The following is a 19892-nucleotide window of genomic DNA, read 5'->3' on the forward strand; positions in this document are numbered from 1 at the left end:
AAGTTCGACGTATTCCCAGGGCAACCCGTGCCTACGGGCCGGCTCCCTCAGCGTGACGAAAGATGATGCGGCAAGTGGCGACTTGCCGGAATCGTCCGGCTGAGTGGGACTCGGGGCGAAAGAGTCACGCCGCCGAGTGAATCGAAGGATTCACCGGCGGCGTGCGCGACTCATGATCGAAGTTCCCGGATGCGAATGCGGGGTCAGGACTCCGCAGGCTCGGACGCACCCGCACCCGCACCCGCGTGCGCGAACTCGGACAAGGGGCCCGCCAGTGCGCGCGGGACGCGCGCCCGGACGCGGGTGCCCGACTCCTCGTGCTCCTCGCTGAGGATGCGCCCGTCAGCGTGGATGCGCGACAGCAGGTCGCCGCGGCTGTAGGGCAGCAGGACGCTGATCTCGACGTCCAGGCCGCCGAGGATGACGCCCAGACGGTCCCGTAGCTCTTCGATGCCCTGACCGGTACTGGCCGAGACGAAGGCCGCGTCGGGCAGCCAGCCGCGCAGCTGGGTCAGCTGCATCGGATCGAGAGCGTCGATCTTGTTGACCACCAGCAGTTCCGGCGGAGCCTGCGTCTTGGTCTCGCGCAGGACATCGGTGATGACCTCGCGGACCGCCTTGATCTGCTGATCCGGCAACGGATCCGAACCGTCGACCACATGCAGCAGCAGGTCCGCGCCCGTCACTTCCTCCAGCGTGGAGCGGAAGGCCTCGACCAGCTGGGTCGGCAGATGGCGGACGAAACCGACGGTGTCGGTGAAGACGACCTCGCGGCCGTCCTCCAGGGCGGACCGGCGGGTCGTCGGATCCAGGGTGGCGAACAGGGCGTCCTGCACCAGGATTCCGGCGCCGGTCAGCGCGTTCATCAGGCTCGACTTGCCGGCATTGGTGTAGCCGACGATCGCCACCTGCGGCATACCGCTCTGCGTGCGGCGGGCGCGCTTGGTATCGCGGGCCGTCTTCATCTCGCGAATCTCACGGCGCAGCTTGGCCATTCGCTCACGAATACGGCGGCGATCGGTCTCGATCTTCGTCTCACCGGGACCACGCAGACCCACACCGCCATTGCTGCCCGCGCGACCACCGGCCTGCCGGGACATGGACTCACCCCAGCCGCGCAGCCGCGGCAGCATGTACTCCATCTGCGCCAGCGAAACCTGCGCCTTGCCCTCACGCGAGGTGGCGTGCTGGGCGAAGATGTCCAGAATGAGCGCCGTCCGGTCGATGACCTTGACCTTGACGACCTTCTCCAGCGCGGTCAGCTGCGCGGGACTCAATTCACCGTCGCAGATCACGGTGTCCGCGCCGGTCTCGAGCACGACGGCCCGCAGCTCCTCGGCCTTACCGGAACCCAGGTACGTGGACTTGTCCGGCTTGTCGCGCCGCTGCACCATCGCGTCCAGCACTTCCGAACCGGCCGTCTCGGCCAGCGCGGCCAGCTCGGCCATGCTCGCTTCGGCCTGTTCGGCACTGCCCTCGGTCCAGACGCCGACCAGCACCACGCGCTCCAGGCGCAGCTGCCGGTACTCGACCTCGGTGACGTCGGTGAGTTCGGTGGACAGCCCGGCCACGCGGCGCAATGCACTGCGTTCCTCGAGCTGCAACTCACCGACCGTTGGCGCGGCGGACCACCCGTTCTGACCGCTGTCGGCCTCGTCGGTGATCTCCTCGTCGAACTCGTCGGCGGGGGTGAACTCGTACGTTTCTGATTTACTCATACGCCTCCATGGTCCCACGAACCAACGAGAACCCGCATTCGGTTATTTCGCGGCGAAACGTTCCCCCGCTCGGCCGATCACTTCGTCGAGAACTTCGCGCGAGCGCAGCAGGTCGGCGATCGTGCCGTCGATGCGGTCGCGTTCGGCCCGCAACTCCGAGACCAGCTCGGGCGTGGCGCGCTCGTTCGCGCCGCCGTCGCTGTCGCGCATGCACGGGAGGATGTGGAAGATCTTCTTGCTGTTCAGGCCCGCCGCGAACAACTCCTGGATATGAATCACCCGATCCACGGCCAGGTCCGGATAGTCGCGCTGACCGCCCGGCGTGCGAGTGGGGACCAGCAGGCCCTGCTCCTCGTAATACCGCAGCGAGCGCTCGCTCACACCGGTCCTCCGGGACAGTTCACCGATTCGCATGCCGCACTCCGGGATTCGACGCTTGCACCTCACATTGATGTCAGGTTTTACCTTACCGGCATGACGAACAACGAACAGATCTTCACGCCGTTCCAGCTCGGTGACCTGGAGCTTTCCCACCGGCTGGTAATGGCGCCGCTGACCCGCAATCGCGCGGAAGCCGACGGGACGCCTTCGGATCTCATGGTCGAGTACTACACCCAGCGGGCCGGCGCGGGATTCATCATCGCCGAGGCCACCACACCGAACCGGACCGGGCAGACCTACCCGAACATTCCCGGGCTCTACAGCGCGGCGCAGATTGCCGGGTGGCGGCGGGTCACCGATTCGGTACGAGCGGCGGGCGGGCGGATGTTCGTGCAGATCCAGCACGGCGGGCGGGTCGGGCATCCGGACAACAGCGGGCTGACACCCGTTGCGCCGTCGCCGATTCGACTGCCCGAGGACATTCACACACCGAGCGGACGCCAGGAATCGGTGACCCCGCGGGAACTCGACCGGGACGGAATCGAGTCCACCATTGCCGATTTCGTCAGCGCTGCCCGCAATGCCCGGGCTGCCGGATTCGAAGGCGTCGAGATTCACAGTGCGAACGGGCATCTGCTGCACCAGTTCCTGTCCAACAACACCAATCACCGCACGGATGAATACGGCGGCAGCATCGAGAACCGCATCCGCTTCACACTGGCAGTGGTCGATGCCGTGGCCGCGGCCATCGGGCCCGAGCATGTCGGCGTGCGGCTGTCCCCCGACGGCCACGCGAACGGCATCGAAGAGGACGACACCGATGCCCTCTATCCGGTATTGGTCGCGGCCCTGGCCGAACGCGGGCTCGCCTATCTGCATCTGGTCTTCGCCGAGCCGGAAAGCGCACTGTTCCAGCAGATCCGGGCGCTGTGGCCGGGTGTACTCATGGCCAATCCGCGTCTCGGATGGGGCGTGCCGCTGCCGGATGACGGCGGGAAGGCCGCCGCGGAAGCGCTGCTCGCCGCGGGAGCGGACCTGATCTCGCTGGGGCGGGCCTTCATCGCCAATCCCGATCTGGTGCGGCGGCTGCGGCTCGGCGCACCGTTGAATCCGGTGCGCGACAGCCACTTCATGTATGTCGGCGGCGCGGAGGGATACACCGATTACCCGGCGCTCGACACCGAGCAGGTGGACGCGGCGTGATCAGTGCGCAGGACGCATGCGCTGCAACAGGGATTGCAGGCGGCGCTGCTCAGCGGGGGTGAGCTCGTCGATTCGCGGTGCGAGCTCGCGATCCACCTGCGCGCGGGCGCGGTCGATGAGGGCGGCGCCGGCTTCGGTGACGAAGACATCGACCGCGCGGCCGTCGTCGGGATTCGGGGCGCGTTGCAGGAGGCCGCGCTTCTCGGCGCGGCCGACCAGTCCCGTCATGGTCGATTTGTCGAGGCCGAGGAAGTCGGCCAGGACCGTGATGCGGACTCGGCGATCGCGCAGGATGCCGAGGACGCGGAGTTGAGTCAGGGACATGTCGTGCTCGGCGCCGATGCGGGTCAGCGCCGCCATGGTCATGAACGCGTTCTCCACCAGGGCGTCCACCAACTCATCCTGTCCGGGCTCCGGATCCGGTAGCACGTTTCTCGCATCGGCCATGGTTGAAGAGTACTTGACTTGGTTGGTATCGCAAACTATTTTAGTTTGCATTACCAACCAAAATTGATCAGGAAGAGGTGCGCACATGAAAGCCGCCGTAGTCTCCTCGTTCGACAGCGCCCCGCAATACGCGGACTTCGCCGAACCGGTCGCCCAAAACGACAATGAGCAGGTCGTGGACATGATCGCGGCCGGGCTGCACCCTCGGGTCCGGTCCCAGGCCAACGGCTCGCACTACACCAGCACCGGCGCACTCCCCCTCGTACCGGGCATCGACGGCGTCGGCCGGACCGCCGACGGCACGCTGCACTACTTCATCCTGCCGGACACCACCTTCGGCACCATGGCCGAACGCACGGTCGTGGATGTCCGCCGCAGCATCGCCCTCCCCGCGGACAGTGATCCCCTCGCGGTGGCCGCGGCGCTCAACCCCGCCATGTCCTCCTGGGTGGCCCTGCGCCGGCGCGTCCGGTTCGAGGCCGGCGCGAATGTCCTGGTCCTCGGCGCCACCGGCAGCGCGGGCCGCATGGCGGTGCAGATCGCAAAACACCTGGGCGCCAACCGAATCGTCGCCGCCGCACGCGACACCGCCAAGTTGCCGGCGCTCACCCCGCTGGGAGCCACCGACCTCGTCGGACTGCACGACGCCGACGCGATCGGCAAGGCGGCCGCCGACGTCGATGTGGTCATCGACTACGTCTGGGGCGAACCGACCGCGACAGCCATGACCGCCATCATCACCGCCCGCCCGGATCGCGGTGCGCCCCTGAGCTGGATTCAGATCGGCTCGGTCGCCGGCGCGACCGCACCCATCCCCTCCGCCGCGCTGCGCGCCGCCCGCCTCCAGATCGTCGGCAGCGGACAAGGTTCCGTCAGCACCCGCGAAATCCTCGGCGAACTCCCCGAACTGGCCGCCGAAATCACCAAGGGCACCTTCGACATCGACGCCCGCCCGGTCCCCCTGTCACAGGTCGAACAGGCCTGGGCCGAAGCGCCGCGCACCGCACAGCGCCTCGTCATCACGCCCTAGCTCAGGCGTCCTGCCACCATTTCGCGGCGATACGGCCCGTGGCCACCAGGACCGAGGGGCCGCGCAGAGTGGCCGCGCCGTTGTCGATCGCGACGGTGACCGTGCCGCCGGGGATGCGGACCTGGATGTGGCCGGTGTCCGCGGATAGGTCGAAGCCGTCGCGGGCCAGGGCGGCGGCGGCCGCGGCGACGGTTCCGGTTCCGCAGGAACGGGTTTCGCCGACGCCGCGCTCGTAGACGCGCATGTCCACGCCGCGTTCGCCGTCGGAGCCGACACCGAGGGCGGTGAGGATCTCGACGTTCACGCCGTGGGGGAAGAAGGTGCGGTCGAAGCTGGGGGCGTGCTCCAGGTTCAGGGCGGCCAGCAGTTGCGGGGTCAGGTCCGGATCCACGCAGGCCAGATGCGGATTGCCGACATCGATACCGAGACCGGTGAATTCGTGACCGTCGAGGGTCGCGGTGGAGGCGCCGAGCACGGTGACCTTGCCCATGGCGACGGTGACCTCACCGTGCACGGGATCGGCGTGGTGCACGATCACCGGCCGGGCGCCGGCGCGGGAACCGACCACGAATTCCGCGCGCTGCTCCAGACCGTTCGCGACCAGGTAATGGGCGAACACCCGCACACCGTTACCGCACATCTCGGCGATCGAGCCGTCGGCATTGCGGTAGTCCATGAACCAGTCCGCGGCGCTCACGTCCGCGGGCAGTTCGGCCAGGGCGCCGTTCTCGATCAGCGCGCCCGCGCGGGCGACCCGCAGCACGCCGTCGGCACCGATGCCGCGCTGCCGGTCGCACAGGGCCGCGACACGGGACTCGCTCAGTGTCAGCCACGCATCCGGGTCGGGCAGCACCACGAAATCGTTCTGGGTGCCGTGCCCCTTGCTGAATTCGATGTCAGCCGCGCCGTTCTCGCTCATAACCCTTCCCACCACTCCTGAACCTGCTCACCGCAATGACCTTCTCACCGCAACAACCGGCGCTGTCGCGAGATTTCGTACAGCGCCACCGCGGCCGCCGACGGCGCGCCCAGCGTGCCGTCGGTCGGCACGCACACCAGCTCATCGCACACCTGCTGCCAGGGGACGGCGAGCCGCTCGCTCTCGTCACCGAGAACCAGGACGGTGGCGTCGCCGAACCGGAGTTCGTCGACGGCGATCCCGCCGTGATCATCACTGCCGACGATACGGGTCGCGATCCCGCGGTCCCGCTGCCGGTCCCGGAACGCGGCCACCTGCGCGGGACCGGACGCGCGCAGTACCGGAATCGCGAACAACGCGCCGTCCGAGGCCCGCACGCTCTGCGGGTCGTAATGGTCTGCGGCCGTACCGGTCACGATCACGCCGCCCGCACCGTACGCGACCGCCGATCGGATGAGCGCGCCCAGCCGCACGGCCGAGGTGGGCCGGTCGTAGACCACCACCATGGGCGGATCCCACGGCGTGCCCGGCGCGAAATCCTCCAGCTCCGGGCGCTGCGAGACGGCCACCGCGACCAGTTCGGGCACCGGGCCCGACGGTTCGGCCAGCCCGGCCATGACCTCCGGCACCAGGCCGACGCTGGGCACCCCGCTGGTATCGAGCACCTGCCGGGCCCAGTCCGAGGGTTCCGGCGTGCCGAGCCGATAGACGAGAGTCTCCAGCGGCCAACGACATTCGAGCGCCCGGGTGATAGCGCGCCTGCCGTGCACCAGGAATCGGCCGTCCCGCAAGCGTTTGGCCTTGTTGCTCAGGTATTCGTGCCATACCTCGACGGCGGCACTGCGAGTATTCGCCCGGCGCGTCATCACAGCAAGGTAGCGCGCAGGCCCGACATCCCGGGCCGTGATCTGGCGTGTCCCTTGCCCGTGGAGTGTCAGGGCCGGGTCACTCGGGCAACCGGGTGCCGGTGAGTCGCTCGGATTCCGCCCAGAGCCGCCGGGCCTTCTCCGGATTGTCGGCCCAGCGCGGCATCCGAGCCCGACCGGTCGGTCCGACCAGTCCGAATCGCCCACTGGGACCGTAGTATTCGCCCGATTGCGCGGCCGGATCGGCGGCGGCGAACAGCAGCGGCTCGGTACCGGTGTCCACCTGCTGACTGGGCAGGATCGACAAACTGTTCAGGAACGACCGCTGCGGGGTCTCGCGGCCCAGGCTCGCACCGGCGGTCTGCAGATTGGTATGGGTGTAGCCGGGATGCGCGGCGGTGCTGGACAGGTTCCAGCCCCGTTCCCGCGCCTGCCGGGCCAGGCCGCGGGCCAGCATCAGATCGGCGAGCTTGGATTGCGCATAGGACGCGAACGAGCTGTAGCGGCGCTCCCACTGCAGATCCTCGAAGCGGATGCGGCCCTGCCAGGCGGTACCGCTGCTCATGGTGGCGACCCGCGGCTGCTCGGCGCGCAACAAGGTCGGCAGGAGCAGCATGGTCAGCGCGAACGGGCCGAGGTAGTTGCTGCCGAATTGGAGTTCGAAGCCGTCGGCGGTGGTGTGCCGGGTGGGCGGGGCCATGACGCCGGCATTGTTCACCAGCACATCGACGGGCTGCCCGGAGGCGATCAGCTCGTCCGCGAAGCCGCGGACCGAGGCGAGGTCGGCCAGATCGATGCGGCGGATCTCGAGCTTCGCCTGCGGATGCTTCGCGAGGATCTCGGCCTTGGCCCGCTCGCCTTCTCCGGGGTGCGCACGGCCATGATCACCTGCGCGCCGGCCGCCGCGAGGCGCGCGGCGGCTTCCTTGCCGGTGCCACTGTTGGCGCCGGTGATGACGAAGGTTTTGCCGGTCTGATCAGGAACGTCGTACATGTCGAAACCTCCAGGCACCGACGTGGTGCGCACGCTCGCCGCGAATCCCGTGCTGTGCGACCTGTTCAGCGCCCAGGCAGCCGTGCTGGAACGCAATATCTCCCCCGAGGTGGCCGCCCGGTTCAAACGCACCGCCTACGCCAACGCACTCGAACTCGTCGCGGCGATCGATAAGCTCATTCCGGAGCTCACCCCCGAAAAGGCACTGAAATTCGTTGCGGCGGAACAGATGTCGGCAGGCGCACTGTGGAGCCACACCCACCCGTCGGCCGCCGTGCTCGCCGCCTACGAGCAGTACCCCGACCTGGCCGCGCTGCGGCTCGACTTCGAGGAGAATCTCACCGAGCTACTGCGGATCGTGCTGAAGGGACTACTCGCCGACGACTGAATGCGCGGCCGCGTCCACGATCGCCCATGCCTGCCCGGCCAGCTCCGGATCGGCGCCGTTCACCCAGTGCACGCGACTGTCCCGGCGGAACCAGGAACGCTGGCGGCGCACATAACGCCGGGTGCCGATGAAGGTGCGCTCCTGTGCTTCCGCGAGATCGTATTCGCCATCGATGAAATCCAGAACCTGCGCGTATCCGATGGCGCGCCGGGCAGTCTGACCGTCGCGCAGACCCTGGCCGAGGAGCGTGTGCACCTCCTCGAGCAGGCCGGATTCGAACATCTTCGCGGTGCGTAGTTCGATGCGGGCATCGAGTTCGGCGGTCTCGCGGTCCACGCCGAGAATGATCGTGCCCCAGCGGGGTTCACCGATCTGCGGAGCCGAGGCCGCGAAGGGCCGGCCGGTCAGTTCGACCACCTCGAGGGCGCGGACCATGCGGCGGCCGTCGGTCGGCAGGATGGTGGCCGCGGCCACCGGATCCGCCTGCTTCAGCGCCTCGTGGACGATGACGACGCCCTGCTCCTCCAGCACCGCTTCCCATTTGGCGCGGATCTCCGGATCGGTCGCCGGGAAATCCCAATCGTCCAGCAGCGCTTGCACATACATCATCGAACCGCCCACGATGACCGGCGTGCGCCCGCGCGCCAGGATCGCCTCGACATCCGCGCGCGCCGCCGTCTGATACGCGGCGACCGTGGCGGTCTCGGTGACATCCAGGACATCCAGCTGATGATGCGGGATACCGCGGCGCTCGGCGAGCGGCAGCTTGGCGGTGCCGATATCCATGCCGCGGTACAGCTGCATGGCATCGATGTTCACGATCTCGCCGTGCAGGCGTTCCGCCAGATCCAGTGCCAGATCGGACTTTCCGGTGGCGGTCGGGCCCACCACCGCGACGGGGCGGATCACGCGGACCCGCCCGGCCGCCACACGCTCACCTGGTAGGCCACCCCGAACGGGGCCGCGGCATACAGGGTTTCGACCTCGGGGTTTTCGGCGAACAGGCCCGCGAGCACCTGGAACACCGGCCGCCCGGCAACCGCGAGTTCGGCGCACAACCGCTGATCCAATGCGGCCAGCGCATCCCGATCCCCCGCGGCGAGCGCTCGATCGATCTCTGCCTGCACCTTTTCGGCGCGTTCGTCGAAATAGCGCGGTGACTTGGTGGACAACGTCGCGGCGCCATCGCCGACGGCGAGCACACCGTACGATTCCGGCGCGGCCTCCAGCTCCGCCCGCAGCGCCCGGCCGAAAGCCACGCACTCCTCGGACGACAGATCCGCCGCAACCAGCCGCGCCTCGGCCACCACAGGGGTGGCGGCGTCCTGGCGAGACTCGGTGGCCGAGTGCGATGGGCCGGCCGCGCGCAATGCGTCGCCGGCGCGCGTTTCGGCGGGCGCGACTTGCTCGCGCAACCAACCGGCGATCAGCGCAGGCAGCGGCAGGGCCGGGTCAGCGTTCTCGTCGTCGAAATGGCTGCCGCCGGTCAAACCGACACGCAGGTCCGCGCCGTATCCCCGGAATGTGCCCACCGCGTCCGATCCGATAACGCGCGTCACCTCGTCCGCGCCGACCACGATCCAGCGCGTGGCCTGCCCGGCCAGTTCGCGCCCGGCCCGCAGGACGGCCGTGCGCAATGCCGCTACCTCGGTATCCGCCGCGGTGCCGGCCGCGCCCCCGAGTTCGGGCACCAGCACGGGCGGCGAGGGGACCAGCGACGCAACACAGAACACGCCGTCAACCGTAGCGCTAACGCACCTCACCAGCCCCATCCGCCCGCATCGCCGCGCCACCGAGGTGGGCTCAAAGACAGCATTTCGCATCTCAGCCTGGTTGAATGGGATGAGCTAGACGGATGAGCTAGGGCGTAACCAGGCAGCCGTGACGCGCGGCAGGGACGAGGAGCAATGACCGAGAACAACGGAACCGAGAAGGCTACCCACCCGGAGTCGACCCCGACGCCGCTGCCCGGCGCCGCTGCCGCACCCCTTCCAGGTCAGGGCGGGCGACCGTCCCCGGCGACTGCCGCCGGACCCCGTCCCGGAGCCGGTGGACGCAAACCGGAGTCCCCCAAACCACACGCCGTCAAGCCCACGCCCGGCCCGGCGACCCCCCATCCGCATCCGGTGGTCGTGCCGACCGTGAGCGACCCCAGCCAGTGGGGACGCGTCGACGAGGACGGCACCGCATGGGTCAAGACCGCCGACGGCGAACGCGTCATCGGCTCGTGGCAGGCCGGTGATGCGGCCGAAGGGCTGGCGCATTTCGGCCGGCGCTTCGACGACCTGGCGACCGAGGTGGCGCTGCTGGAGGCCCGCCTGGCCGCCGGCACCGACGCCCGCAAGACCAAGACAGCAGCCCAGGCGCTTGCCGAAACGTTGCCCGAAGCGTCCGTCATCGGTGATATCGACGGGTTGACCGGCCGCCTGAAAGCCATTATCGAGCACTCCGACGAGGCGGCCGCGCACGCCAAGGAGGAGAAGGAACGCACCCGGCACGAGCAAACCGAGCGCAAAGAAGCGCTCGCCGCCGAGGCCGAGCAGATCGCCGCCGACTCCACCCAGTGGAAGGTCGCCGGCGACCGGCTGCGCGAGATCCTCGACGAGTGGAAGACCATTCGCGGCGTGGACCGCAAGGTCGACGACGCGCTGTGGCGGCGCTTCTCCAAGGCGCGGGAGGCGTTCAACCGCCGCCGCGGCGCCCACTTCGCCGAACTGGATCGCGAACGCGCATCGGCCAAGACCCGCAAGGAAGAACTCTGCGTGCGCGCCGAGGAACTGTCGGATTCCACCGACTGGTCCGGCACCGCCGCCGTCTTCCGGGATCTGCTCGCCGAATGGAAGGCCGCCGGCCGCGCCCCGCGCGAGGCCGACGAACAGCTGTGGCGCCGCTTCAAGACCGCGCAGGACATTTTCTTCGCGGCCCGGAACTCCGCCGCCAACGAGCGCGACGCCGAATTCGAGCACAATGCCACCGCCAAGGAGGAACTGCTCGCGCACTTCGGCAATATCGATCCCGAAGCCGGCCTCGATGCCGCCCGCGCCGCCCTGCGCGACCTGCAGGAGAAGTGGGACGCCATCGGCAAGGTGCCGCGCGAGCGCATGCATGATCTGGAATCGCGGCTGCGCACCATCGAGAAGAAGGTCCGCGAGGCCGTGGACGCCCAGTGGCGCCGCAGCGATCCGGAGGCCATGGCGCGCGCCGCCCAGTTCCGGGAGCGGGTCGCGCAGTTCGAGGAACAGGCCGCCAAGGCGCAGGCCGCCGGTAAGACCCGCGATGCGGAAAAGGCCCTGGAACAGGCCAAGCAGTGGCGGGAATGGGCGGACGCCGCGGAGGGCGCGGTCAGCCAGCGCTGAGCGAAGGTCCGGCGGTCGACGAGTTTCGTTGACCGCCGGACCTTTTCGTTTGTCGCTAATCTCGATGGCATGGCGCCGAACCGGGAACAACTCATCGCGCATCTGCTGGCGACCGGAATGGCCGGACGCGTCGCCACCTCGCGCGAGAACAACCTCGAGCATTATCGCCGGCTGGCCGAACGCGAACCGGACTTTCTTTTCGGCCTGAACCCGGGCCCGCAGTGGACTGAGGACGCGATCCTGGATCTGATGGTCCGCAAGGTCGGCGTCGACCCCCGGCTGAATTACCGGCGCGGCAAGGACACCATCGACCCGGAACGCACTGCGGCGGCACTGGATCGGTATGCGGCCCGATTCGACAAGGCGTTGCGCGAACAACAGCGAGTCCTCTTCGCCACCGGTCATCCGGCGCGCCTCGCGCGCCTGTATCAACAGTTGGCCGCCGCGCTCAAAGTGGCAGGCGGCACCGTGGTGGAAGCGGGCGCGGGCCTGGGCTTCGACACCGACACCAATTGGGGCTGGCGCCATCTGGAGATCCGCTACGACCGCGGCGTAGCCATGGTGGTCGACATCGGCCGTCGCGCGCACACCCATTCCGCCCAGCCCATCCGCACGGTCCTCACCGAACTGGCCCAATCCGGCGAGCCCATGCCCGATCTGGTGGTCGCCGACCACGGCTGGTGCGGCGGCGCGGCCTACGCGGGCATCGACGCCATCGGCTTCGCGGACTGCAATGACCCGGCCCTCTTCGTCGGCGAGGAAGAAGGCACGGTCGCGGTGGCGGTCCCCCTCGACGACGGTATCGCCGCCGAGGAATACGACCTGCTCGGCGAATACATCCTGTCGCGTTGACGATTCGCGACGCCGGCCGCCCGCTACGGCGGGTCACCCGGACGCGCGAAGCCGAGTCGGGCCGGACGGGCGCGCCGAGTGGGCTCGATGAGCGTGCCGAGTTCGCCTGACACAGCTGGGTCGCCGGGCAAGCACGGCCGGATTGGGTTGCGCGAGTGGGCTTTACGGCGCCGCGGGGGTGGTGATGACCTCATGGCGGGTGGCGCGGTGGGTGCGACGGTATTCGCTCGGGGAGATGCCTACTTCGCGGCCGAAGTGGGCGCGCAGGTTGGCGGGGCTGCCGAGGCCGCAGCGGTCGGCGACCACGTCGACCGGGAGGTCGGTGGTTTCGAGGAGTTCGCGGGCTCGGATTATGCGCTGAGTGAGCAGCCATTGCAGTGGGGTGCCGCCGATTTCGGCGTGGAAGCGGCGGGCCAGGGTGCGTCCGCTGGTGTTGGCGTGGCGGGCCAGGTCGGTGACGGTGAGCGGCTTGTCGAGGCGGCGGATCGCCCATTGCAGGGTGGCGGAGAGGCCGGAATCGGTGGCGACCGCGGGTACCGGGGATTGCAGGAATTGGGCTTGGCCGCCGGCGCGATGCGGCGGGACGACCAGGTGGCGGGCGGCGGCATTGGCCGCGGCCGAGCCGAGGTCATTGCGAATCAGGTGGATGCACAGGTCCATTCCGGCCATGGTGCCCGCGCTGGTGAGGATGCGGCCGTCGTCGATGTACAGGACCGTCGGGTCGACGTCCAGGTGCGGATGGCGTTCGGCGAGCGCGTCCAGGTGCCGCCAGTGCGTGGTCATGCGGCGGCCTTCGAGCAGGCCCGCCGCGCCGAGAATGAACGCGCCCGAGCACAGTGAGGCGATGCGGGCGCCGCGGTCGTAGGCGGCGCGGACGGCGTCGACCAGGTCGGCGGGCGGGTCCTCGCGCACGTTCGGGGTGGACGGGATGATGACGGTGTCGGCGCGGACCAGATCGTCGTAGTCGTGATCGGTGAGGACCACGAAGGGGTCGCGCATCTCCGCGGAGCGATGCTCGCGCGGGCCGCACAGCTGGAAGTCGTACCACGTGGCCGGGTCCACGCCGACCGGCGGCTCGTGGAAGACCTGGTACGGAATGGCCACTTCGAAGACCGGCATGCCCGGTGCGACGGCGACGGCGATCGTTCCAGCGCTGGCAGACTCCATGTCCGGAATCTAGCGCGCCGCGTGTCAGAAATCTAGCGCATCATGGCATTTCTGCCACTGTTGGCGGGAATCCTTCGCTCGCATAGTCGAATTCATGACGACAACGACCACCCGAGCAGTCCCTGGGCCGGACACCGAAACCCCGCTCGACGCCCGGCGCCGGCGGGTCCTCGCCATCGCCGGCGTGGCCCAATACCTCGCCATTCTCGATCTTTTCGCGGTCATCGTCGCCTTCCCGGCCCTGCAGCATTCCTTCGGGAACGCCTCCACCGGCGCGGTGTCGTGGACGCTCAACGCCTACACCATCGTGATGGCCGCCCTGCTGGTCCCGGCCGGACGCTTCGCCGACGACACCGGCCGCAAGCGCGGATTCCTCATCGGCATAGCCCTGTTCGGGCTGGCCTCCATCGCCTGCGGGCTGGCGCCGAACCTGGCGGCGCTCATCATCGCCCGCATCGTGCAGGCGGCCGCGGGCGCGCTGCTCATCCCGACCGGGCTCGGACTGGTGCTGCCGGTGTTCCCGAAGTCGGAGCACACCAAGGTCATGGGCATCTGGACCGCCATCGCGGCGGCCGGCGGCGCCAGCGGACCGGTCATCGGCGGACTGCTGCTGCAAGCCGGGTGGCGGTGGATCTTCCTGCTGAACGTGCCGTTCGCGGTGGTGGCCTTCGTCTTCGGGCTGCGGCTGCTGCCGGATATCCAGGTGCGGGCGAACCGGCGGCTGGATCTGCTGGGCGCGGCGCTGATCCTCGGCGCGACCGCGGCGTTCACCACCGTGTTCGTGCAGGCCCCGGACTGGGGGTACGCGGCGCCGGGCACGCTGGGCTGCCTGGTCGCGGCCGTACTGCTGTCGGCGTGGTTCGTGTGGCACGTGCGGCATCATCCGGATCCGGTGGTGAGCCCGGCGGTGCTGGGGCACAAACCGTTCCGCATCGCGACCCTCGGCGTCTTCTGCTACTACCTGGCCTTCGCGGCCATGGTCCTGGAAGCCACGCTGTTCATGACCGAGGAATGGCATTACTCCACCCTGCGGGCGAGCCTCGGCGTGGCCATCATGCCGATCAGCTGCCTACTGCTGTCGCCGTTCTCGGGACGTTTCATCGCGCTGGTCGGGGCGCGGACCTCGGCGGCGCTGGGCGGGGCGACCATCGCGGCCGGTTGCGCGTGGTGGGTGGCGGCCAGCGGGTTCTCGGATTCGTATGCGGTGGTGATGATTCCGGGCGCCCTCTGCGGCGGGATCAGCACCGCACTGCTGCAGCCGCCGCTGTTCGGGGCATCGACCCTGCTGCCCGCCGATCAGATCTCACTGGGCTCGGGCACGCTGATGATGGCGCGGCAGACCAGTTCCGCACTGGGGGTGGCCATTCTGACCGCGATCCTCGGTGATCAGGCCCAGCGCACCCTGACCGAATTCCGGGCGGGCTGGATCTACATGCTGATCGCGGGAGTCGCCGCCACCGCGGCCGGACTCGCCTACCGCCCCGAGCGCGGCTGAGTCACCCGAAGATGGCTTGCGCGGCGCTGTAACCCAGCAGCGCCGCGCCGAGCCCCGCGATCACACTGGTGACGACATTGAGCGCCGCATAGAAGTAGGCGTTCTCCTCGGCCAGCCGGACCGTCTCGAAACTGAAGGTGCTGTACGTGGTGAGCGCACCGCAGAACCCGGTGCCCAGCAACGCCACCCACGGTGACGAGACCGCCGCCCCGGTGATCCCGCCCAGAATCATGCAGCCGATCAGGTTCACGGTGAAGGTGCCCCACGGGAATACGCTGTCGTGCCGGGTCTGGATCGCCCGGTCGGTGAGGTAGCGCAGCGGCGCCCCCACCATGGCCCCGAGGATGACGAGTACCACGGTCATGCCGCGACCTCCTGCCGACTGCGCTGCCGCGCAACCTCGTACACCGCACGCGTGAGCCGCAACGCGACCAGCGTCGCCAGCAACGCGCAGACGAGGGTGAGCGCCAGATAGCCGAAGGCCGTGCCCACGGTGTCGGGCCGCAGCAGCCCGCGAATGTCATTGGCGTAGGTCGAGAAGGTGGTGAATCCGCCCAGAATGCCGACGCCCAGGAACGGCCGCACCACCGGATGCGCCACGCGGACCTCGGTCACCAGCACCACGAGCACGCCGATCAGGAAACAGCCGGCCACATTGATGACGAAGGTGGCCCACGGAAAGGTGTGCGGCGGAGTCGGCCACGCCTGCGCCAGCCCGTAGCGACCCAGCGCGCCGATGGCGCCGCCGATCGAGATGGCGGACAGGATCGCGCCCTGTGACCGCAACAGTTCCCGTTGCTGCCCGGGAACGTGCAGATCGATATCCGGGTCGATCGGCTCTACCCCGCCGGGCGTGCTGGTCTCGCTGCTCACAGACTTCTCCCTACTCCAATCCCGAATTCGGGTGCATGGCGTAGGGACTGTTGGCGGCGAACGCCGCGGTTATCCGGCTGCACGCCGGAGCGGCGAGCCCCACCGCCGCATAACACCGTAGAGGTTAGTCACTCGTCCATCAGCTCCGGGGCCGATGTGCGCGAGATCACCGCTGGTCCGGGAGCCGAACGAAGCCCTAATGAAATACCAGAGAACCCTCAGGCTCTCACCAGGTACGGCGGGCACTGTGGAACTCGTTGACGAAGTCGGGACGAAACGAGGTGCGGGATGGTCGAGTTGGAGGTCACCGGAACGACTGTGACCGTGCATGTGACCGGAACCCATCGGGTGCTGGCACTGCGCGAGCATGTGACTTTCGATCTGCGCAATGTCGCCTGCGTGACGTCCGCACCGGTGGACCTGCGTCCACCGTGGGTGCGGGCGCCGGGCACATTCTTCCCCGGTGTGATCGCGGCGGGCATCTTCCGCGGCAAGGGCCGTAAGGAGTTCTGGGACACCCGGTTCGGCGGGCAGGGCGTGCTCATCGAACTGCAGGGCGCGGATTTCACCCGTCTCGTCGTCGACGTGGCGGATCCCGGCACTGTCATGCGGCAGCTGCGGCACGCGGCGGCCGCCTGAACCATCGCGACGGCGGCCCGTTGCGCGGCGGGCCGCCGGAGCATCGGGGCTGCGGCCCGATCATGAAGAAAGGCCCGGGGCAATCGGATTCGATTGCCCCGGGCTCTTTGTCATGAAGACTGTGGCTCGGTCCTCGATGGCCCAGCTCTCGGTGGCTCAGTCCTCGCCGAACAGGCGACGGCGGCGGACTTCCTCGGCCTTGGCCTCGACGATGCGGCGCTGCTCCTCGGCGGCCAGGTGCACGGAGGTGCGGTTCCACACCACGCGCACCCAGTGGAAGGTGAGCACGATGCTGGCCAGGGTCGCGATGATCAGGCCGATGCCCGGGCCCGCACCGTGATAGTTGCCGGGCTCGGGGGTGTTGCGGTGCCAGATGGACAGCACGCCGAAGACGCTGCCGATCGCGGAACCGGCGGCGGCGATCCAGGAGAACGCCCAGCGGCGGGTGATGAGGGCCAGCAGCGAGAAGCCGATGCCGAAAACGGTGGTGAACCAGACGAAGACGCGCGACGGCAGGCCGATGTGCTCGGCGGCCGCCGCAGCATCCGACAGCAGCACATCGAAGCCGCGGGCATGACCGGCGTGCGGCAGCACCAGCGAGATCAGCAGCACGAACACCGCGACGGCGACCACCATGGCCCGGATGCCCGGATCGATCTCCCCGGCGATCTTGCGTTCGACGGCCTCGAGCTCGGCGCGGAACTGCTCGAAATCCGGGGTGGGCTCGGCTGCCTTCATGGTCTCCTCGTTCGCTTCGGCCTGTTCGGGCGTCGAGTCGGTTTGTGCTGCTTCGTTTTCCGGTGTCGCTGGGGCATCCGGCCGGTCACGGGCCTCATCGGGCTGCTCGGTCATGCGGTGCGATCCTCGCTCCTGCGGCATCCGCCACACGCGAGCGACGGATAACTGGTCGTGCCGTGCGCGGCGGAAGTTCCCGCGGGCCGAAATCCCGCTGCGCATCCCCCAGCGATCCTGCCCTATGACGCTGCGTAGTTGGCGCTGGGGTCGAGACAACTCCCGGAACTCTCAGGGGCAAGCCCCTGAAACCCCGAGCCGACAGGTCACTCGCCGCAGCTGGAACCGCAGCCGGTTGCTACCGGTTCCGGGGCCGGGGCGCCGATTCGGGGGAGGCCGAGGCCGACGCCGATGGGGGCGGTTTTGGGGGTGATGCCGCGTTCGTGGGCGTCGCCGGCTGGGGTGCGGCGGTGGGTGTGGAGGGCGCCGTCGGCGATGAGGTGGTGGGGTGCGGCGCCGGTGATGTCGGTGGTGACGATGTCGCCGGGGCGGATTTCGGTGCCGGGGGCCGGGTTTGCCGGGGGGCGGAAGTGGACGAGGCGGCCGTCGCGGGCGCGGCCGGACATGCGGGCGGTGGCGGCGTTCTTCTTGCCGGCGCCCTCGGCGACCAGCAACTCCACCTCGGTGCCGATGAGGGCCTGGTTGCCTTCGAGGGAGATCTGTTCCTGGAGGGCGATCAGGCGCTCGTAGCGTTCCTGGACTACGGCCTTGGGGAGCTGGTCGGGCATGGTGGCCGCCGGAGTGCCGGGGCGGATCGAGTACTGGAAGGTGTAGGCGCTGGTGAAGCGGGCCTGGCGGACCACGTCCAGGGTCTGCTGGAAGTCCTCTTCGGTCTCGCCGGGGAAGCCGACGATGATGTCGGTGGTGATGGCGGCGTGCGGCATGGCCGCGCGGACCTTCTCGATGATGCCGAGGAACTTGGCGCTGCGGTACGAGCGGCGCATGGCCTTGAGCACGCGGTCCGAGCCGGACTGCAGCGGCATGTGCAGCTGCGGGCAGACATTCGGGGTGGCGGCCATGGCTTCGATGACGTCATCGGTGAATTCGGCCGGATGCGGTGAGGTGAAGCGGACGCGCTCGAGACCCTCGATATTGCCGCAGGCGCTCAGCAGTTTCGCGAAGGCGCCACGGTCGCGCTCCTCGGTCGGGTCGGCGAAGGAGACGCCGTAGGCGTTCACGTTCTGCCCGAGCAGCGTCACCTCCATGACGCCCTGATCGACCAGCGCCTGCACCTCGGCGAGCACGTCACCGGGCCGGCGGTCGACCTCCTTGCCGCGCAGCGCGGGCACGATGCAGAAGGTGCAGGTGTTGTTGCAGCCCACCGAGATCGACACCCAGCCGGCGTACGCGGATTCGCGCTTGGCGGGCAGCGTGGAGGGGAAGGCCTCCAGCGATTCGATGATCTCGACCTGGGCTTCCTCATTGTGGCGGGCCCGTTCCAGCAGCACCGGCAGCGAGCCGATGTTGTGGGTGCCGAACACCACGTCCACCCAGGGCGCCTTCTTGACCACGGTGTCGCGGTCCTTCTGGGCGAGGCAGCCGCCGACGGCGATCTGCATGCCGGGCCGGTCGGCCTTGATGGGCGCGAGGTGGCCCAGGGTCCCGTACAGCTTGTTGTCGGCGTTCTCGCGCACCGCGCAGGTATTGAAGACGACCAGGTCAGCGGTCGCACCGGCGTCGGCCTTGATGTAGCCGGCGTCTTCGAGCAGGCCGGAGAGGCGTTCGGAGTCGTGCACGTTCATCTGGCAGCCGTAGGTGCGGACCTCATAGGTCCGCGCATCGTCCCGGACTGCTTCGCCACGTGCTGAAACCTGCGCCAACGAATTCACCCAACCAGGGTAATGGCTGACCTAGGACGACCATAAACGCGCTCGGTCCCCGGTGACCCAGGTCTCGCAGGGTGCTCACGGTCCATTCACAGGCATGACACGACAAAGGCGAGCATTTCGGCCACATCCCAGCTAAGTTCACCGGTTATGACCGACGCTGCCGAATCCATCAGCACGTCCGCGCCGATGATCTCGATGCGGAATGTGGACAAGCACTTCGGCTCGCTGCACGTATTGCGTGACATCAATCTCGAGGTGCCCAAGGGGCAGGTCGTGATCGTGGTGGGACCCTCGGGCTCCGGCAAGTCGACCCTGTGCCGAACCATCAATCGGCTGGAAACCATCGACTCCGGCGCCATTGCCATCGACGGGGTGCAACTCCCCGCCGAAGGCAAGGCGCTGGCCAATCTGCGCGCGGATGTGGGCATGGTGTTCCAGTCCTTCAACCTGTTCGCGCACAAGACCATCCTGGAGAACGTGACCCTGGCGCCGGTGAAGGTGCGCCGAATCGACAAGGCCCAGGCCCGGACTCGCGGCCTGGAGCTGCTGGAGCGAGTGGGCATCGCCAATCAGGCCGACAAGTATCCGGCGCAGCTGTCCGGCGGGCAGCAGCAGCGCGTGGCGATCGCCCGCGCGCTGGCCATGGACCCGAAGGTCATGCTGTTCGACGAGCCGACCTCCGCCCTGGACCCGGAAATGGTGTCCGAGGTTCTGGACGTCATGGTGCAGCTGGCCAAGGACGGCATGACCATGGTCGTGGTCACCCATGAAATGGGTTTCGCGCGCCGCGCCGGCGATCGCGTGCTGTTCATGGCCGACGGCCAGATCGTCGAGGACACCGAACCGGACGCCTTCTTCACCGCCCCCAAGTCGGATCGCGCCAAGGATTTCCTGGGCAAGATCCTCAGCCACTGATCGACCAGACTTTCCCTGGACCTTTCCTA

General features: G+C 68.6%; 20 protein-coding genes and 1 pseudogene. 8 read left to right on the plus strand and 13 right to left on the minus strand.

The genetic code is table 11. The features are described 5' to 3' along the window. Window positions 1-203: 203 nt before the first annotated feature. Window positions 204-1718 (minus strand): GTPase HflX, encoded by a 1515-nt coding sequence (gene hflX, locus ACIP5Y_RS01900; RefSeq protein ID WP_400346704.1) that lies wholly within the window; start codon window positions 1716-1718, stop codon window positions 204-206. 42 nt (window positions 1719-1760) lie between these two features. Then, window positions 1761-2132 carry a MerR family transcriptional regulator gene (locus tag ACIP5Y_RS01905; RefSeq protein WP_400346706.1) on the minus strand — a complete coding sequence of 124 codons (372 nt, stop codon included), beginning with the start codon at window positions 2130-2132 and terminating at the stop codon, window positions 1761-1763. Window positions 2133-2192: 60 nt separating this feature from the next. On the opposite strand from ACIP5Y_RS01905, the gene ACIP5Y_RS01910 reads away from it, so the two are divergent. After that, window positions 2193-3302, plus strand: coding sequence for an alkene reductase (locus ACIP5Y_RS01910; RefSeq protein WP_400346708.1), 1110 nt, complete (start codon window positions 2193-2195; stop codon window positions 3300-3302). Here the strand turns inward: ACIP5Y_RS01910 and ACIP5Y_RS01915 are convergent, their stop codons facing one another. Further along, complete coding sequence (locus ACIP5Y_RS01915) at window positions 3303-3749, minus strand: MarR family winged helix-turn-helix transcriptional regulator (RefSeq protein ID WP_400346710.1); 447 nt, start codon at window positions 3747-3749, stop codon at window positions 3303-3305. A gap of 85 nt (window positions 3750-3834) precedes the next feature. Here ACIP5Y_RS01915 and ACIP5Y_RS01920 point away from each other — a divergent pair, with 85 nt between their 5' ends. After that, window positions 3835-4779 (plus strand): zinc-binding dehydrogenase, encoded by a 945-nt coding sequence (locus ACIP5Y_RS01920; protein ID WP_400346712.1) that lies wholly within the window; start codon window positions 3835-3837, stop codon window positions 4777-4779. Window position 4780: 1 nt separating this feature from the next. Here the strand turns inward: ACIP5Y_RS01920 and dapF are convergent, their stop codons facing one another. The 3 genes and pseudogenes from dapF to ACIP5Y_RS01935 all read right to left on the minus strand — a co-directional run bounded on the left by dapF (window position 4781) and on the right by ACIP5Y_RS01935 (window position 7557). Continuing rightward, window positions 4781-5674 (minus strand): diaminopimelate epimerase, encoded by an 894-nt coding sequence (gene dapF, locus ACIP5Y_RS01925; protein WP_400349061.1) that lies wholly within the window; start codon window positions 5672-5674, stop codon window positions 4781-4783. A 68-nt stretch (window positions 5675-5742) separates the two neighbouring features. Next, window positions 5743-6564, minus strand: a complete 822-nt coding sequence (locus ACIP5Y_RS01930; RefSeq protein ID WP_400346714.1) for a TrmH family RNA methyltransferase — start codon at window positions 6562-6564, stop codon at window positions 5743-5745. Window positions 6565-6643: 79 nt separating this feature from the next. Continuing rightward, window positions 6644-7557, minus strand: a pseudogene (locus ACIP5Y_RS01935) (SDR family oxidoreductase). Here ACIP5Y_RS01935 and ACIP5Y_RS01940 point away from each other — a divergent pair. Further along, window positions 7556-7945 carry a hypothetical protein gene (locus ACIP5Y_RS01940; protein ID WP_400346716.1) on the plus strand — a complete coding sequence of 130 codons (390 nt, stop codon included), beginning with the start codon at window positions 7556-7558 and terminating at the stop codon, window positions 7943-7945. The pseudogene ACIP5Y_RS01935 and the gene ACIP5Y_RS01940 overlap by 2 nt on opposite strands. Here ACIP5Y_RS01940 and miaA read toward each other — a convergent pair. Further along, the gene (gene miaA, locus ACIP5Y_RS01945; RefSeq protein ID WP_400346718.1) at window positions 7928-8875 is read right to left on the minus strand and encodes a tRNA (adenosine(37)-N6)-dimethylallyltransferase MiaA; all 948 of its coding nucleotides are present in this window, start codon (window positions 8873-8875) and stop codon (window positions 7928-7930) included. The two genes, ACIP5Y_RS01940 and miaA, sit on opposite strands and share 18 nt — an antisense overlap. Beyond that, a complete protein-coding gene (locus ACIP5Y_RS01950; RefSeq protein ID WP_400346720.1) occupies window positions 8851-9678 on the minus strand; it encodes a hypothetical protein in 828 nt (275 codons plus the stop codon). Before ACIP5Y_RS01950 ends, miaA begins: the two co-directional genes overlap by 25 nt. Before the next feature lie 174 nt (window positions 9679-9852). Between ACIP5Y_RS01950 and ACIP5Y_RS01955 the strand changes: the two genes are divergently transcribed. Then, window positions 9853-11301, plus strand: coding sequence for a DUF349 domain-containing protein (locus tag ACIP5Y_RS01955; protein ID WP_400346722.1), 1449 nt, complete (start codon window positions 9853-9855; stop codon window positions 11299-11301). 69 nt (window positions 11302-11370) lie between these two features. Then, window positions 11371-12153 (plus strand): phosphatase, encoded by a 783-nt coding sequence (locus ACIP5Y_RS01960; protein ID WP_397010478.1) that lies wholly within the window; start codon window positions 11371-11373, stop codon window positions 12151-12153. 162 nt (window positions 12154-12315) lie between these two features. On the opposite strand, the gene ACIP5Y_RS01965 is transcribed toward ACIP5Y_RS01960, so the two are convergent. Further along, the gene (locus tag ACIP5Y_RS01965; RefSeq protein WP_400346724.1) at window positions 12316-13320 is read right to left on the minus strand and encodes a GlxA family transcriptional regulator; all 1005 of its coding nucleotides are present in this window, start codon (window positions 13318-13320) and stop codon (window positions 12316-12318) included. A gap of 94 nt (window positions 13321-13414) precedes the next feature. On the opposite strand from ACIP5Y_RS01965, the gene ACIP5Y_RS01970 reads away from it, so the two are divergent. Further along, a complete protein-coding gene (locus ACIP5Y_RS01970; protein ID WP_400346726.1) occupies window positions 13415-14815 on the plus strand; it encodes an MFS transporter in 1401 nt (466 codons plus the stop codon). Between the two features lies 1 nt (window position 14816). On the opposite strand, the gene crcB (ACIP5Y_RS01975) is transcribed toward ACIP5Y_RS01970, so the two are convergent. Both crcB (ACIP5Y_RS01975) and crcB (ACIP5Y_RS01980) read right to left on the minus strand, forming a co-directional pair. Continuing rightward, the gene (gene crcB, locus ACIP5Y_RS01975) at window positions 14817-15179 is read right to left on the minus strand and encodes a fluoride efflux transporter CrcB (RefSeq protein ID WP_400346728.1); all 363 of its coding nucleotides are present in this window, start codon (window positions 15177-15179) and stop codon (window positions 14817-14819) included. Beyond that, window positions 15176-15688, minus strand: a complete 513-nt coding sequence (gene crcB / locus ACIP5Y_RS01980; RefSeq protein ID WP_400346730.1) for a fluoride efflux transporter CrcB — start codon at window positions 15686-15688, stop codon at window positions 15176-15178. The genes crcB (ACIP5Y_RS01975) and crcB (ACIP5Y_RS01980) overlap by 4 nt, the downstream gene beginning before the upstream one ends. A gap of 288 nt (window positions 15689-15976) precedes the next feature. On the opposite strand from crcB (ACIP5Y_RS01980), the gene ACIP5Y_RS01985 reads away from it, so the two are divergent. Beyond that, window positions 15977-16327, plus strand: a complete 351-nt coding sequence (locus ACIP5Y_RS01985) for a hypothetical protein (RefSeq protein WP_400346732.1) — start codon at window positions 15977-15979, stop codon at window positions 16325-16327. A gap of 156 nt (window positions 16328-16483) precedes the next feature. Here ACIP5Y_RS01985 and ACIP5Y_RS01990 read toward each other — a convergent pair whose 3' ends face one another. Both ACIP5Y_RS01990 and miaB read right to left on the minus strand, forming a co-directional pair. After that, entirely contained in the window at window positions 16484-17065 is a 582-nt protein-coding gene (locus ACIP5Y_RS01990; RefSeq protein ID WP_400349062.1) for a hypothetical protein, read from the minus strand. 320 nt (window positions 17066-17385) lie between these two features. Beyond that, window positions 17386-18939 carry a tRNA (N6-isopentenyl adenosine(37)-C2)-methylthiotransferase MiaB gene (miaB, locus tag ACIP5Y_RS01995; protein WP_400349063.1) on the minus strand — a complete coding sequence of 518 codons (1554 nt, stop codon included), beginning with the start codon at window positions 18937-18939 and terminating at the stop codon, window positions 17386-17388. Between the two features lie 195 nt (window positions 18940-19134). On the opposite strand from miaB, the gene ACIP5Y_RS02000 reads away from it, so the two are divergent. Then, on the plus strand, window positions 19135-19863 hold the full coding sequence (locus tag ACIP5Y_RS02000) for an amino acid ABC transporter ATP-binding protein (RefSeq protein WP_400349065.1): 729 nt from the start codon (window positions 19135-19137) through the stop codon (window positions 19861-19863). Window positions 19864-19892: the final 29 nt, after the last annotated feature.

Origin of the sequence: Nocardia sp. NPDC088792 (assembly GCF_044750615.1) — a bacterium.
Classification (GTDB): Bacteria; Actinomycetota; Actinomycetes; order Mycobacteriales; family Mycobacteriaceae; genus Nocardia.